15 protein-coding genes are annotated in these 15,303 nt (G+C 65.7%); 13 read left to right on the top strand and 2 right to left on the bottom strand.

The window, feature by feature from the left end; translation table 11 throughout:
* On the bottom strand, positions 1-370 hold a 370-nt coding region (locus tag AC1DXX_RS31080; RefSeq protein WP_478138053.1), incomplete at its 3' end, for an inorganic diphosphatase.
* A 255-nt stretch (positions 371-625) separates the two neighbouring features.
* Here AC1DXX_RS31080 and AC1DXX_RS31075 point away from each other — a divergent pair.
* From AC1DXX_RS31075 to AC1DXX_RS31030, 10 genes are all read left to right on the top strand, one after another.
* Complete coding sequence (locus tag AC1DXX_RS31075) at positions 626-3,139, top strand: sodium-translocating pyrophosphatase (RefSeq protein ID WP_478138052.1); 2,514 nt, start codon at positions 626-628, stop codon at positions 3,137-3,139.
* A 1-nt stretch (position 3,140) separates the two neighbouring features.
* Positions 3,141-3,509 carry a nuclear transport factor 2 family protein gene (locus tag AC1DXX_RS31070; RefSeq protein ID WP_478138051.1) on the top strand — a complete coding sequence of 123 codons (369 nt, stop codon included), beginning with the start codon at positions 3,141-3,143 and terminating at the stop codon, positions 3,507-3,509.
* 49 nt (positions 3,510-3,558) lie between these two features.
* Positions 3,559-5,460, top strand: coding sequence for a YhgE/Pip domain-containing protein (locus AC1DXX_RS31065; RefSeq protein WP_478138050.1), 1,902 nt, complete (start codon positions 3,559-3,561; stop codon positions 5,458-5,460).
* 179 nt (positions 5,461-5,639) lie between these two features.
* A complete protein-coding gene (locus AC1DXX_RS31060; RefSeq protein WP_478138049.1) occupies positions 5,640-6,773 on the top strand; it encodes a saccharopine dehydrogenase family protein in 1,134 nt (377 codons plus the stop codon).
* A gap of 77 nt (positions 6,774-6,850) precedes the next feature.
* Positions 6,851-8,602 carry a thiamine pyrophosphate-binding protein gene (locus AC1DXX_RS31055; protein WP_478138048.1) on the top strand — a complete coding sequence of 584 codons (1,752 nt, stop codon included), beginning with the start codon at positions 6,851-6,853 and terminating at the stop codon, positions 8,600-8,602.
* Positions 8,603-8,657: 55 nt separating this feature from the next.
* Positions 8,658-9,914 carry an NAD(P)/FAD-dependent oxidoreductase gene (locus AC1DXX_RS31050; RefSeq protein WP_478138047.1) on the top strand — a complete coding sequence of 419 codons (1,257 nt, stop codon included), beginning with the start codon at positions 8,658-8,660 and terminating at the stop codon, positions 9,912-9,914.
* A 342-nt stretch (positions 9,915-10,256) separates the two neighbouring features.
* Positions 10,257-10,997, top strand: a complete 741-nt coding sequence (locus AC1DXX_RS31045) for a transporter substrate-binding domain-containing protein (protein WP_478138046.1) — start codon at positions 10,257-10,259, stop codon at positions 10,995-10,997.
* Between the two features lie 12 nt (positions 10,998-11,009).
* Positions 11,010-11,804, top strand: coding sequence for an amino acid ABC transporter permease (locus tag AC1DXX_RS31040; RefSeq protein ID WP_478138045.1), 795 nt, complete (start codon positions 11,010-11,012; stop codon positions 11,802-11,804).
* A 1-nt stretch (position 11,805) separates the two neighbouring features.
* The gene (locus AC1DXX_RS31035; protein WP_478138044.1) at positions 11,806-12,603 is read left to right on the top strand and encodes an amino acid ABC transporter ATP-binding protein; all 798 of its coding nucleotides are present in this window, start codon (positions 11,806-11,808) and stop codon (positions 12,601-12,603) included.
* The gene (locus AC1DXX_RS31030; RefSeq protein ID WP_478138043.1) at positions 12,603-12,971 is read left to right on the top strand and encodes a GFA family protein; all 369 of its coding nucleotides are present in this window, start codon (positions 12,603-12,605) and stop codon (positions 12,969-12,971) included. The genes AC1DXX_RS31035 and AC1DXX_RS31030 overlap by 1 nt, the downstream gene beginning before the upstream one ends.
* Here the strand turns inward: AC1DXX_RS31030 and AC1DXX_RS31025 are convergent.
* Positions 12,939-13,883 carry a LysR family transcriptional regulator gene (locus tag AC1DXX_RS31025; RefSeq protein ID WP_478138042.1) on the bottom strand — a complete coding sequence of 315 codons (945 nt, stop codon included), beginning with the start codon at positions 13,881-13,883 and terminating at the stop codon, positions 12,939-12,941. The genes AC1DXX_RS31030 and AC1DXX_RS31025 overlap by 33 nt on opposite strands.
* An 80-nt stretch (positions 13,884-13,963) precedes the next feature.
* On the opposite strand from AC1DXX_RS31025, the gene AC1DXX_RS31020 reads away from it, so the two are divergent.
* From AC1DXX_RS31020 to AC1DXX_RS31010, 3 genes are all read left to right on the top strand, one after another.
* Positions 13,964-14,107: a hypothetical protein gene (locus tag AC1DXX_RS31020; protein ID WP_478138041.1), complete on the top strand. Its 144-nt coding sequence runs from the start codon at positions 13,964-13,966 to the stop codon at positions 14,105-14,107.
* A 43-nt stretch (positions 14,108-14,150) separates the two neighbouring features.
* Positions 14,151-14,612, top strand: coding sequence for an Lrp/AsnC family transcriptional regulator (locus AC1DXX_RS31015; RefSeq protein ID WP_478138054.1), 462 nt, complete (start codon positions 14,151-14,153; stop codon positions 14,610-14,612).
* A 10-nt stretch (positions 14,613-14,622) separates the two neighbouring features.
* Positions 14,623-15,303, top strand: a 681-nt coding sequence (locus AC1DXX_RS31010; RefSeq protein ID WP_478138040.1) for an aspartate/glutamate racemase family protein, incomplete at its 3' end; no start/stop codon positions are given.

Genomic DNA, 15,303 nt, shown 5'->3' with positions numbered 1-15,303 from the left:
CCGACTTCCAGTGGCTGTAGATCGGCAGCACCTTGTCGGTGGGCACGGCCAGCACCTTGCCATCGACGCCGGCTTCGTCTTCCATCATCAGGATGCCGAGCGGGCGGCACGGCACGACCACGCCGGGCAGCAGCGGATACGGCGCGATCACCAGCACGTCGACCGGGTCGCCGTCGCCGGAGAGGGTCTGCGGCACGTAGCCGTAGTTGGCCGGGTAGTACATGGCCGTCGTCATGAAGCGGTCCACGAAGATCGCGCCCGATTCCTTGTCGACTTCGTACTTGATCGGGTCGGCGTTCATYGGGATTTCGATCACGACGTTGAAGGCGTCGGGAACGTTCTTGCCGGGGGAGACTTTGTCGAAGGACATGACGTTTTACGAGTAGTTGAAAAGTATGAGGAGAGATGGGGACAAACCCGGAGTTTACTTTCCGTGTCATGGCACGGTCGCACGCGCATGTGTTTTTGCCTGTAAATTGCAACCGTTGGCCAATCGGCTCCGCACCTCGGTGCAGCGAGCTTCGAGGAAGCAACGCGACGGAAAACCTGGGTCCCGTACGCGTTGCGCGCAGGACCCATGCTGTCCGTCTCCACAAGTCACAACGAACGAATGGAGAAGCAAAGCATGATCGGCAACACCCCCCTGGTACTCGCCATCGTCTGCGGCCTCGTGGCCGTCGGCTACGGTTTCTGGGCCCGAAGTTGGATTCTCGCCAAGGACCCCGGCAACGCGCGGATGCAGGAGATCGCCGCGGCCATCCAGGCCGGCGCCTCGGCCTACCTCGCGAAGCAATACACCACCATCGCGGTGGTCGGCATCGTCCTGGCCATCCTCATCGGCCTGTTCCTCGACGCGACCACGGCCCTCGGCTTCCTGGTCGGGGCGTTGCTCTCGGGCGCCTGCGGCTTCATCGGCATGAACGTCTCGGTGCGCGCCAATGTGCGCACCGCGCAGGCCGCCACGCACGGCATCGGCCCGGCACTCGACGTGGCGTTTCGCGGCGGTGCGATCACCGGCATGCTGGTGGTGGGCCTCGGCCTCCTGGGCGTCTCGGGCTTCTACTGGTTCCTGGCCGGTAACGCACCGGCATCGGGCCAAGGCCTCGCGGCCATCCTCAATCCGCTGATCGGGTTCGCCTTCGGCTCCTCGCTGATCTCGATCTTCGCGCGGCTGGGCGGCGGCATCTTCACCAAGGGCGCCGACGTGGGCGCCGACCTGGTGGGCAAGGTCGAAGCCGGCATTCCGGAAGACGACCCGCGCAATCCGGCCGTGATTGCCGACAACGTGGGCGACAACGTCGGCGACTGCGCCGGCATGGCGGCCGACCTGTTCGAGACCTACGCGGTGACGCTGATCGCAACCATGGTGCTCGGTGCGCTGATGGTCACGGCGGCGCCGGTGAACGCGGTGCTGTACCCGCTCGCGCTCGGCGGCGTGTCGATCATCGCGTCGATCATCGGCTGCTTCTTCGTCAAGGCCTCGCCGGGCATGGTCAACGTGATGCCGGCGCTCTACAAGGGCCTGGCCGTCGCGGGCGGCCTCTCGCTGATCGCATTCTGGTTCGTCACGAGCTGGATCATTCCCGACAACGCGATCGCCCCGAGCGGCAGCCAGCTGAAGCTGTTCGGCGCCTGTTTCGTGGGCCTCGCACTGACTGCGGCGCTGGTGTGGGTTACCGAGTACTACACCGGCACGCAGTACAAGCCGGTGCAGCACATCGCGCAGGCCTCGACCACGGGCCACGGCACCAACATCATCGCGGGCCTCGGCGTCTCGATGCGTTCGACGGCATGGCCGGTGATCTTCGTCTGCATCGCGATCCTGGCTTCGTATTCGCTCGCCGGCCTGTTCGGCATTGCGGTGGCCGCCACCTCGATGCTGAGCATGGCGGGCATCGTGGTTGCGCTCGACGCCTACGGCCCCATCACCGACAACGCCGGCGGCATCGCCGAGATGAGCGAACTGCCCGACAGCGTGCGCGCCGTGACCGACCCGCTCGATGCGGTCGGCAACACGACCAAGGCCGTGACCAAGGGCTACGCGATCGGCTCGGCCGGTCTCGCCTCGCTGGTGCTCTTTGCCGACTACACCCACAAGCTCGAGAGCTTCGGGTTGAACATCAGCTTCAACCTGAGCGATCCGATGGTGATCGTCGGCCTCTTCATCGGCGGCCTCATTCCCTACCTGTTCGGCGCGATGGCCATGGAAGCGGTGGGCCGCGCGGCCGGCGCGGTGGTCGAGGAAGTGCGCAGGCAGTTCCGCGAGATTCCCGGCATCATGGAAGGCACCGGCAAGCCCGAGTACGGCAAGGCCGTGAGCATGCTGACCGGCGCGGCCATCAAGGAAATGATGATCCCCTCGCTGCTGCCGGTGGTGGTGCCGATCGTCGTCGGCCTCGTGCTCGGACCGAAGGCGCTGGGCGGCCTGCTGATGGGCACCATCGTCACGGGCCTGTTCGTCGCCATTTCCATGTGCACGGGCGGCGGCGCATGGGACAACGCCAAGAAGTACATCGAGGACGGCCACCACGGCGGCAAGGGTTCCGAGGCGCACAAGGCGGCCGTGACCGGCGACACCGTGGGCGACCCGTACAAGGACACCGCCGGCCCGGCCGTGAACCCGCTGATCAAGATCATCAACATCGTGGCGCTGCTGATCGTGCCGCTGGTGGTGAGATTCCATGCGGGCGATGCGGCGGCAGCCGTGCCCACCAAGATCGAGACACCGCCGGCCGTGACGGCGCCCGCAGCGACGGCACCGGCCACACCGGCTACGGCCGTTGCCTCGGGCGTTGTGGCCGCCGCCGAAGCGGCTGCGGTGAAGGTCGAGAACGGCGTCGTGAAGTTCTACTTCGCGAGCGCCAGTTCCGAGGTGGCGCCCAACGCCAAGGAGGCGTTGGGCGACGTCATCAAGGCCGTGCAGAGCGGCAGCACCGTACTCGTGAGCGGCTACCACGATGCCAGCGGCGATCCGGCCAAGAACGCCGAGCTGGCCAAGCAGCGCGCCATGGCCGTGAGCGATGCGCTCAAGGCCGCGGGTGCACCTGAAGACAAGATCGAACTTGCCAAGCCCGAGCAATCGCAAGCCGACGGGCCGCCCTCCGAGGCGCGCCGCGTCGAAGTCAAAGTAAAGTCCTGAAATGCCCACATCCGCCCGACTCGAAGCCTTCATCGCCGCCGTCGAGGGCGGCGCGCATGCCAAGGCCATCGAGGACTACTACACCGAAGATGCCACCATGCGCGAGAACCAGGCCGAACCGCGGCGGGGCCGCAGCACGCTGGTCGCGCAGGAAACCGCCGTGCTCGCCCGCACCGAAACGGTGGTCTCCACCTGCGTGCGGCCGGTGCTCGTGAACGGCGACCATGTGGCGATCCACTGGATCTTCGATTTCCAGTTCAAGGGCGGCAGCAAGATGCGCATGGAAGAAATTGCCTGGCAGCGCTGGGAAGGCGAGCGCATCGCCGAAGAGCAGTTCTTCTACGACCCGGCGCAACGAAAGCCCGCCTGAAGACTCCCCGCGCGACCCACCGCCATGGCGCTGAAAACTCCCTAGCCCCATGCGATACCTCCGCGCACTGATCGCCGGCACCCTGGCCATCGCGCGGGCCGAGCTGGCGATCGTGCGGCGCTTTCCGCGCATCCTGCTGGCGGTGGTGGCGGTCGGCGTGGTGCCGGCAATCTATGCGTTGATCTACCTCACGAGCGTCTGGGACCCGGCCGGCCACACGGCCGACCTGCCGGCGGCCATCGTGAACGAAGACAGCGGCGTGACCTACATGTCGCGCACGGTCAACGTCGGCGACGAGCTGACGCGCACCCTGCTCGAGAAACGCGCCTTCGGCTTCCGCTCGATGACCGACGCCGAGGCGGCGCGCGCCGAAGTGCGGCGCGGCACGCTGGCCTTCGCGCTGCTGATTCCGGCGGACTTCAGCGCCAACGCCGTGCCGGGCATGCAGCGCGGCGCCGGGCAGCTGGTGGTCTACACCTCGGAAGGCAACAACTACAGCTCGGCCGGCCTGGCCCGGCGCTTTGCGGGCGAACTCGGGCACCAGGTCAACGAGATGCTCAACGAGCAGCGCTGGGGGCTGGTGCTGAATGCGGCGGCCGGCTCGCAGCAGCGGCTCGACCGGCTCAAGCAGGCGCTGCTGGAGCTGCGCGACGGCAGCGAGACGCTGGCCAACGGCGCCATCCAGTACAGCGCCGCCGCGCAGCAGCTGGGCGGCGGGTTCAAGCAGCTCAACGGCGGCATCCGCACCATCCAATCGAAATTGCCGGCCGACGCGGACCTTCGCGCACTCAAGACCGGGGCGCAACAACTCACCGCAGGCCAGCACGAACTCAGCAGCGGGCTGGTGCAGATCAACGACGGTTTCGATCAGCTCACCGACGGTGCCGGCCAGCTCGGCGACGGCGCGCGCCGTTTGCAGAAAGAGTCGGCCGACATCCCTTTCGTGGGCGAGCGCATCGCCAAGGGTGCCGGCGAGCTTGCCGTTGGCGCGGACAAGCTTCGTGGCGGCCTCGGGCAGGCGCAGACCGCGATGACCAAGGCGCAGGACGGCAACCAGAAACTCGCCAGCGGAGCTTCCGCGCTCGAAGGCGGCGTCGGCAAGCTCACGGACGGCATGGGTGCGCTGTCCACGGGCATCCGCACCATGGCCGGCAAGCTGCCCGAAGACAGGAAGCTCGACGAGTTCGTACAGGGTGGCGCGCAACTGGCGCAGGGCGCGCAGCGCATGCTGACCGGCGTGCGCACCATCGAAGCCGCCCTGCCCGCCTCCATCACCCGCATCCAGGGCAGTGCCTCGGGCCTGGCCGATTCGGTCGAACCCAAGGTGGAGGTGGTGGCGCCTGTCGCCAACAACGGCAGCGCCTTCGTGCCCAACATGGTGTCGGTCGCGCTCTGGATCGGCGCCGTGATGGCCGGCTACCTGTTCAACATCCGCATCGTGCTCGAGGACCATCACCACTACCCGAAGCTCGCGAAGACGCTCGGCAAGATCACCATGCCGGCGCTCATCGTGCTGCTGCAGGTTGCGCTGGTGCTGGCCACGCTGCTCGGGGTGCTGCAGGTGCAGGCGCCGCGGGTGGGGGCGCTGGCGCTCACGATGGTGCTCGCCTCGCTGGTCTTCCTCGTGGTGCTGTTCGCGATCCTGCACGTGTTCGGCGACTTCGGCCGCATCCTGACCGTGCTGCTGCTCACGCTGCAGCTGTCGGCCGGCGGCGGCGTGCTGCCCGTGGAGCTCTCGGCCGGCTTCTTTCGCACCGTGCACAGCTGGCTGCCGTTCAGCTGGGTGGTGCAGGCCTTCCGCGCCGTGATGTTCGGCGCCTTCGACGACGGATGGACATACGCCTGCGGCGTGGTGCTCCTGTCGGGCGCAGTGGCCGTGGGCCTGATGGCGATCTTCGGAAAATGGAAGAAGGTCGTCTTGCCGGACTACCGGCCGACGATCCAGGTCTGAGTGATGCAAGGCGCAAGGCCGCCTGAATCCATGACAAGCCCTCGCCGCGCGTGAATCGTCACGGCCCGTCGTCGAAACGGCGAAACGTCCGGTGATTTCGACGATCTGGTCTCTGGCACCTGCCAGCCCCCGCTTTTACATTTTCTTTACAGGGTCGGTTGCCCTTCTGGAGAAACGAAATGTCGAAGCTGCAAGTGAAGAATGTTCTGGTTCTGGGTGCGGGCAAGGTGGGCAGCACGGTGGCCGACATGATTGCCGAGTACCACCGCATTCCGGTGACGCTGGCCGATCAGCGTGCCGGCAAGCCGTCCAACGATCCACTGGTCCGGYAGATCACGTTGAACGTGGAAGACGACGCGGCGCTCGCCGGCGAACTCGCGTCGCACACCGTGGTCATCAACGCGTTGCCGTTCTTCCTGGCGGCGCGCGTGGCCACGCAGGCGGCCCGGTTGGGGGTGCACTATTTCGACCTGACGGAAGACGTGGCGGCGACGAACACCATCCGCCAGTTGTCCAAAGAGGCCACGTCGGTGCTGATGCCGCAAAGCGGCCTGGCGCCCGGCGTGATCGGGATGCTCGGCGGCCACCTGGCGGGACACTTCGACGAGCTGTATGACCTCCGCCTTCGGGTCGGCGCGCTGACGCGCAATGCCACCAACAGCCTTCGCTACAACTTCACCTGGAGCATCGACGGCGTCATCAACGAGTATTGCAATCCCTGCGATGCCATCGTGAATGGCCAGGTCGTTTCGGTGCAGGCGCTGGAGGGTCACGAGACCTTCACGCTCGATGCGGAAGCCTTCGAAGCCTTCAACACCTCGGGCGGGCTGGGTACCCTGTGCGAGACGCTGCGCGGCAAGGTGCGCAACCTCGACTACAAGACCATCCGCTATCCGGGCCATCGCGATGCGATGACCTTCCTGCTGCACGACCTGCGCCTGATCGAGCGCCGCGACCTGCTGCGCCAGGTGCTGGAGCACGCCGTGCCCCACAGCCGCGAAGACGTCGTGATCCTGTTCGCCTCGGCCTCGGGCCTGCGCGACGGCCGCTTCGAGCAGGAGACGCGCGTGGGCCGCGTGTTCGGCGCCACGCTGCGCGGCAAGGAGCGCACCGCCATCGAACTCACGACGGCCGCCGGCGTGGTCGGCGTGTTCGAGCTGCTGCTTCAGGGCAAGCTGCCCCGGTCCGGCTTCGTCGGGCAGGAGCAGGCGCCGCTCGAGGAGTTTCTCGCAACGCGCGTGGGCCACTACTACAAGGGACTCGGCGTGCGCGCCGCTGCCAACCCCTCGCACCAGGAACTCGCCGAAGCCTGAACGCTTCGCGCAGTCGGCCCTCGGGGAGCGCTCTCCCCGGGCCCTTTTTCATTTCAATCCCAGACTGGAGTTTTGCCATGCGTGGTGCGGACGTGCTCGTGCAGATGTTGATCAACTACGGCGTCGACGTGCTTTTCGGTGTTCCCGGCGACACCAACGTGCCCTTCTACGAGGCGCTCCAGCGCCGCCAGGGCGACATCGAGCACGTCATGGCCCGCGACGAGCGCTCGGCCGGCTACATGGCCGATGCCTATGCGCGACTGACCGACAAGCCCGGCATCTTCGAATGCCCCTCCGGCGCCGGTGCGATGTACTCGCTGCCGCCGCTGGCGGAATCGAACGCGTCGTCGGTGCCGGTCATCCTGCTGACCATCGACCTCCCGTTGCCCGGCGAGGGCCGCGGCATGATCACCGAACTCGACTGCGCCCAGCTCTTCGAGCCCGTCACGAAGATGTCGGTGCAGATCAAGTCGCCCGAGAAACTGCCCGAGATCGTTCGCCGTGCCTTTCGCGTGGCCTGCTCCGGAACGCCCGGCGCCGTGCACCTGCAGATTCCGGAAGACATGCTGCTGGCAGAGATCGACCCCGACACGATCTCGCTGCACGCCGAGCCCGAGTGCAAGACCTTCCCGGCCTACCCCATGGCGCCCGCGCCGGGCAAGGTGGGCGAGCTCTTCGCCCTGCTCGGGAACGCATCGAAGCCGCTGTTCGTTGCCGGCGGCGGCGTGAACCGCTCCTGTGCCGGCAGCGCGCTCACCGAGGTGGCCGCAAAGCTCAACGTGCCCGTGGTCAACACCATTACCGGCCAGGGCGCGCTCCCCGACGATCATCCGCTGGCCATCGGCGTCATCGGCGACAACGGCTTTCATCCGCATGCCAACCGCGCGCTCGAGGAGTCTGACCTGGTGATCTTCGTCGGCTCGCGCATGGGCTCCGTCGTCACGGTCGGCTGGACCTTTCCGAAGTCGACGCTCAACAAGCGCGTCGTCCAGATCGACATCAACCCCGAGCGCCTTGCGAACAACTACGAGAACCTGCTTTCGATCGCCGCGGATGCGCAACTGGTCCTCAAACAGATCCTGAAGGAAGCGCCGGTCGATTTCGATGCTTCGAAGCACACGCCCTGGGTCGATCACCTCAACGCCTTGCGCGCGAACTTCTGGGACCACGCCGAGAGCGTGCTCTCGCTGGACGACGTGCCGCTACGGCCCGAACGCGTGGTGCGCGAGTTCAGCAACCGGCTCGAGCAGTACGGCAAGGCCGTGCACATTCTTTCGGACGCCGGCACGCCCACGCCGTACATGACGCGCTTCCTGCGCATCGGCGATCGCCGCACGCGCTTCGTGATTCCGCGCGCCTTCGGTGGCCTGGGTTCCGCGATTCCCGCGGTGGTCGGCGCCTGGTATGCCGACAAGACGCGCCGGCCGATCGGCATGTTCGGCGACGGCTCCTTCAACATGACCGTCGGCGAGCTCGAGACGCTGGTGCGCAAGAAGGTGCCGGCGCTGCTGATGCTCTTCAACAACGGCTGCTTCGGTTGGATCAAGGGGCTGCATCGGCTCAAGGGCCATGACGAATGCTTTGGCGTGGACTTCCTGCCGCCGCGCGGCCAGGCCATTGCCGAGGCCTTCGACATCAAGGCCTGGACGGTCACCACGCCCGACGAATTGATCAAGGCGCTGGACGAAGCGTTCGACCACGACGGCCCCTGCCTCATGGACATTCACGTCGAATCGTTGGCAGACCGCGTGCCGCCGGTTTACTCGTGGCTGGCCAGGAAGAACCACGATCCCTTGGCGCTCACGCCTGAAGACGTGGCTTACCTCTGACTCGCAAGGCCAACCGTTCACAATCAACTTTTCGCAGAAGGAACCGATTGGCCAGATGAAGAACACTGTTGCCGTGCTGGGCGCCGGGATCGTTGGCGTGTCATGTGCGCTCGAACTCCAGCGACGGGGCTTCGACGTGACGATCTTCGACAGGGTCGCGCCGGGCCGCGAAACCTCCTACGGCAACGCCGGCGTGATTGCCCGCAGCTCGCTGATGCCGTTCAACCATCCGGGGTTGTGGGCCACGCTTCCCAAGCTGCTGAAGAACCAGTCCGCGAGCTTTCGCTACAACCCGCGCTTCGTCGCGAAGAACCTGCCGTGGGCGCTGAAGTTCCTGTCGAACACGCGCGCGGCCGTCTTTCATGAAACGACCGCGGCGCTCGATGCGCTGATCCGCCTCTCGACGCAGGAGCATCGACGGCTTCTGAGCGAAGCGGGTGCGGCGCATCGCTTGCGCACGACCGGGTGGCTCTTTCTCTACCGCAGCGAAGAAGGCTTTCTCGGCAGCCAGCTCGCGCGCGACACCTTCAAGAAGTTCGGCATCGCGACGCAGGCGCTCGATGCGCGAGAGCTGGCGGAACTCGAGCCGCATCTGAAGCCGCTGTTCCCTCGCGCGCTGTGGATCCAGGACACCTTGTCCGTGGACAGCCCGGGCCAGGTGGTCGAAGCGTATGCAAGGCTCTTCGTCGCTCGCGGAGGCCGGATCCGGCAGGCCTCGATCGCTGGACTTGGCCGTTCGAATGCAGGTGACGCCTGGCAGGTGACCGAAGACGCCGGCACGGTCCACGAAGCCTCGCGTGTCGTGCTCGCACTCGGTCCGTGGACCAAGGAGTTCGCGAAGAAGTCGCTGGGCCTCTCGGTGCCGATGGCCTTCGAGCGCGGCTACCACATGCACTACCGGGCGGCCGGCGGCGCCTCGCTCGGACGGCCGGTCTACGACACCGGCGGCGGCTACGTGCTGTCGCCGATGGAACAAGGCCTTCGCCTGTCCACCGGCGTGCAGCTGACCGATCGCGAGGCGCCCAGGAACCTCGCCCAGCTGGACCTGGCCGAACAGGCTGCGCGCGAAGCGTTTCCGCTCGAAGATCGCCTTGAAAAAGAGGCTTGGCTCGGAAGCCGGCCCACGCTGCCGGACAGCCGTCCCATCATCGGCGAATGCCCCGGCCACGCAGGCCTCTGGCTCGCATTCGGCCATCAGCACATCGGCTTCAACACCGGCCCCGGTTCGGCTGCACTCCTTGCATCGATGATGGCCGGGGAAGCTTGCGCGTTCGATCCTGCACCGTTTCGTCCCTCCAGGTTCATCGGCTGAGGCGCACCGATCCGGGCACTCATGATGTTTCGATAACAACCCATCCCTACCAGCACCTGAGCAAGCTGTGTTCTCACGCAACCTGGATGGCGTTTCGCCGATTCGACACGACGGTATGACGAGAACTTCCCGTCGTCCTGACGAACTGTCGCGTTGCTTGTGACAATCGCGGCTCCTAGACTTCTGTCACCCGATGGAAAGCACTTCTTTCCAATTCATTAGATGGCGAGCTTTTTGCTTGGAGACACCGTGACTACAAAACGAACTTTCATTCGCACGCTCATCGCACTGACGAGCGCATTCACCCTGACCCTCGGCGCGGCCCAAGAACCGGAAAGTTCGATGGYCCGCATTCAACGGACCAAGGTCCTGCGGGTCGGCGCCATTGCCGGTGCCATCCCCTACTTCAGCAAGGACCTGGTTTCCAGCAAGTGGGAAGGCTTCGGCCCCGACTTTTCCGAAAGCCTGGCCAGGAAGCTCGGGGCCAAGGTCGAGTACGTCGAAACGACCTGGGGCAACGCGGTGCTCGATCTGCAATCGAACAAGATCGACGCGATGTTCGGCATGGCGCCGACGCCGGCGCGCAAGGAGGTCGTGAACTTCTCCGATACGCTGTTCGACAACACTTACACCGCCGTGTGCAAGAAGGGGTTCCCGACCAAGACCTGGGAGCAGTTGAACGCGCCGGAAAACAAGATCGTGGTCGACGTGGGCTCGAGCCATGACCAGCTCGCCACGCGCATTCTTCCGAAGGCCGAAGTGCAGCGCCTGGAGAACTCGGGCTCCGCAACGCTCGCCCTGCAATCGGGCCGCGCCGACTGCCAGATCCTGGTGATCCTGCTGGCGCAGCCGCTCTTGGCCAAGCGCGCCGGCATCGGCGTGATGCAGATCCCGACACCGGTCTACACCGCGCCCGTGAGCATCGGCCTGCGCAAGGAAGCCGATCCGGCCATGCAGACGGCGGTCAACGCGTGGTTGAACGAAGTCCGCGCCAAAGGCGAAGTCCGCAGCGTGATCCTGAAAAACATGGAAAAGCTCGCCGGCGTTCCTGCCAGCGCATTCCCGCCCGAAATCAAGTTCTGAAGCTGGCCTCCCATGGAATACGCTGAATCGGAGGGGGCGCCCAAGTCGCGGTCCCGCCTGGGCATTGCCCTGATGGTGGTCCTCGCGCTCGTCGGCGTCTGGGCCCTGGTCAAGCATTTCGCGGGGGGAAGCGCCGCGTCTGCCGGCTACGAATGGGATTTCACCGTGCTGTGGAAGTACCGGTCGCTGCTCATCAGYGGGTTGCTCTACACACTGCTCTTCACGGTGATCTGCGTGGTCCTCGGGCTGCTGGTGGGCCTGCTCACGGGGCTGGGGCGCCTCWCGACCAACCCGTACATCACCGCACCGCTGCGGGCCTACATCGAGGTGTTCCGGTGCACACCGGTTCTGGTGCAGCTCGTGTGGTTCTACTACGCGCTGCCCGTGCTCACCGGCCTCGAACTCTCGGCCACGGCCGCCGCCACCCTGTGCCTGACGTTGTACGGCGGCGCGTTCTATTCCGAGATCGTGCGCGGCGGGATCATCTCCATCGACTCGGGACAAACGGAAGCGGGCAAGGCGCTGGGCATGACGCGCCTGCAGCTGTTGCGCCGCGTGGTGCTTCCGCAGGCGTTCAAGAAGATGGTGCCGCCGCTGATGAACCAATCCATCATGCAGCTGAAGAACACTTCGCTGCTCTCGGTGCTGGCCGTGCCGGACCTGCTGTACCAGGGCCAGGTCATCGCGCACGACACCTACCGCCCCCTCGAGCTCTACACCTTCATTGCGATTGCCTACTTCGCCGTGCTCCTGCCCGTCACGATCTGGGCCAAGCGCATGGAATACGGCGTGGTGAAAGAAGCCTGACATGACCCAAGCCGTGATCGAAATTACCGGGCTCCGAAAGTCTTTCGGCGCCCACGTCGTTCTCAAGGACATCTCGCTGAAGATCGAACGCGGCCAGGTGGTCGCGATGATCGGGCCTTCGGGCTCCGGCAAGTCCACGCTGCTTCGTTGCATCAACCTGCTGACGATTCCCGATGGCGGACGCATCGCCGTGGGCGACCAGACGATCCAGTTCAGCGGCAAGGAAACGGCGCTGCCGAACGAACGCAAGCTCGCGAAGTTTCGCGCGTCCACGGGCATGGTGTTCCAGCACTTCAACCTGTTCCCCCACATGACCGCGCTGCAGAACGTCATGGAAGGGCCGCTCACGGTGCTCAAGACCCCGAAGGCGGAGGCGGCCGCCGCGGCCCGGGCGCTGCTGCAGAAGGTGGGGCTGCTCGAACGCGCCGACTATTACCCCGACAAGCTCTCGGGCGGCCAGAAGCAGCGCGTGGCGATTGCGCGTGCGCTCGCGATGAAGCCGAACGTCATGCTCTTCGACGAAGCCACGTCAGCGCTGGACCCCGAACTCGTCGGCGAGGTGCTGACCGTGATCAAGGGCCTGGCGAAGGAAGGCATGACCATGATCCTCGTCACCCACGAGATCGGCTTCGCGCGCGAGGTGGCGGACCAGGTGATCTTCATGCGCGACGGCGTCGTGGCGGAAGCCGGCCCGCCGAGCATCGTGATCGACAACCCGCAGCAGGAATCGACGCGCGCTTTTCTGGGCCGCTTCAAGGCCTCGGCCGGTACATCCGAACCTGCAGCGGCCATCGCGTAGTGACCAGCGAGCCCGCCAGCGCGTGGCAGCAGGGGCAGTGCCATTGCGGCGCAGTGCGCTTCGAGTTTCTGCTGGCGTCGTTGAAGGGTGTGCGCTGCAACTGCAGCTACTGCGCTCGCAAGGCGGCGCTGCACCACCGCGTGCCGGCGCAGAACTTTCGCCTGCTCGCAGGGGCCGAGCAGCTATCGAACTACCAGTTCGGCACGATGCGCGCACGCCATCTCTTTTGCAGGCAGTGCGGCATCCATACGCACTGCCATCCGCGATCGGCACCCGAACAGGTCAACGTCAACCTGCATTGCATCGATGCGGTGCAGGATGCGCCGATCGAGGTGTCACTTCACGACGGCCGCAGCTGGGCCGCGTGACTTCCTGGCCACCTTCAGACTGGTTGCCGCTTCGGCAACAAGCCATTCGCGGAATGCCAGGACCAGCCGATTCTCGGCACCCGAATCCGGCGTGACGACGTAGTAGGCCCTGTCCGTGACCAACGCGTCGCGGAACAACACCACCAGGCGCTCCGAAGCGAGATCGTCTTCCACGAGAAACCGCGGCACCAGCGCGACCCCCATGCCGTTGGCGGCCGCCTGGGCGATCATGGAAAACTGCTCGAAACGCGGGCCACTCATGGCCCTTGCCGCGGGCACGCCCACCTGCTCGAACCACTCCGCCCATTGCGTGGGCCTCGAGGTCTGCTGCAACAGCGTCAGGTGTGCGAGGTCTTCCTTCTGGCCGAGACGGTGGCGCCGCCGAAACTCGGGGCTGCACACCGGCACGACGCTCTCTTCCATGAGGTACTCGCAGGTCGCGCCCGGCCAGAACGGGTCGCCGAAATGGATCGCCGCATTGAAAGGCTCGCGCTCGAAATCGAAAGGCTCCGTCCGCGCCGAGAAGTTCACGGTGACGTCGGGGTGCAACGCCGCAAAGCGCTTCATGCGCGGGATCAGCCACTGCGTCCCGAAGGTGGGGAGAACAGCCAGGTTCAACACTTCGCCCATGCCGCCCAGCGTCATGACCCGCTGCGTTGCCGATGACAGGGCCTCCATGCCCACCCGCAATTCGGCGGCATAGACACGCCCGGCATCCGTCAGCACCACGCGCTGCTTCACCCGGTGGAACAACGCCGTGCCGACCTGGTCTTCGAGCTGCTTGACGAGCCGCGAAATCGCGCTCTGGGTCAGGCTCAGTTCCTGCGCGGCGCGCGAGACGCTGGCGTGCCGCGCCGTGCTTTCGAACGCCATCAGCTGCCCGACGGATGGAAGAAATTCTCTTCTGAACATGATGAGGGGACGGCAACAACGACGGCAGGCGCTGCCCGGTCGGTGCGTGCGCCGAGTGGGTGACTTGATTCCATTTTCACATGAAGTTGTTCCAACATATTGCTATTCATGCCGCGGGGTCGGCGCGATATTCCAAGGCTGCGGCCCGAATCCTGCATTCCCAGTCGAAGCCGGAGCGGTCGTCGGCGCAGCAAGATGGCGACGCGCTGCGCGTGCTGCCGTAGCATGCCGTTCAGGTCCCCAAAAACTTCAGGAGGCAGTGCGATGATGAATGCAAGACTCGACGATCTCGACCGCCACCTGCTGAGCCTGCTCCAGGCCAACGCCAGGGAGCCCGCCGCCAATCTGGGGCGCAAGCTCAAGATCGCGCGCACCACCGTCGTCGCGCGCATTGCCCGTCTCGAACGCGAAGGCGTTGTGGCGGGTTACGGCGTGCGCCTCGGCCAGAAGCTGGAGCATGCCGCCGTTCGGGCGATCTGCGGCATCAGCGTCAATGCGAAGAGCGCGCCCGCGGTGATCCGTGCGCTCGAACGCGTTCCGGAGGTGGAGGAACTCTCGGCCGTGAGCGGTCAGTTCGACTACATGGTCTTCCTGCGCTGCGACTCGCCGGAAAAGCTGGACGTCCTGCTGGACCAGCTGGGTCAGCTCGACGGCATCAACCAGACGCAGACATCGATCGTCCTGAGCCGGAAAATCGATCGCCGAAGCGCCGTCCCCGCGGCGTCCTGAGACTTCCCGCATGAATGCTGCTGCTCCCGGCTTTCTCGGCGTGTTGATGCTCGACACGCGCTTTCCACGGCCGCCGGGCGATGTCGGCAATCCGGAGACCTACGCAAGGGCCGGCATTCCGGTGCGCTTCTTCACCGTGGAGGGCGCTTCGCCCAAACGCATCGTCGAGGAAGCGGACCCTCGCCTGATCCAGCCCTTCGTCGACGCAGCGGTACGGCTGGTGGCGCAGGGCGCGTCGATGATCACGACCAGTTGCGGCTTCCTGGCCGCGTACCAGGACGCGCTGTCGAAGGCGGTCCCGGTGCCGGTGCTGACGTCGAGCCTGCTGCAGGTGCGGCGTCATGCGCGCCCGGGCATCGTCACTTTCGATGCGCAATCGCTGACTCCGCAAATCCTCCAAGCTGCCGGGGTGCCGGCGGGAACACCCGTCACGGGTGTGCAACCGGGTTGCGAATTTCATCGCCGCATCTTGAACAACGACACGGTGCTCGATCTCGTCGAGGCCCAACGCAACGTGGTCGACGCAGCCATGCGCTTGATGGAAGCATCCCCTTCGGTAGAGAACATCGTGCTCGAGTGCACGAACATGCCGCCCTACAGGGAAGCCGTGGCCGCGGCCACCGGCCGCGAAGTGCACGATATCGAAACACTGATCCTGGACGCCTGGCGCGCAATGCTCAACGCGCCCTCC

The organism is Variovorax sp. P4_B10 (genome assembly GCF_056402375.1).
Note: the sequence above shows the minus strand (reverse complement) of the source record. Positions and strands in the feature narration are given on the sequence as shown.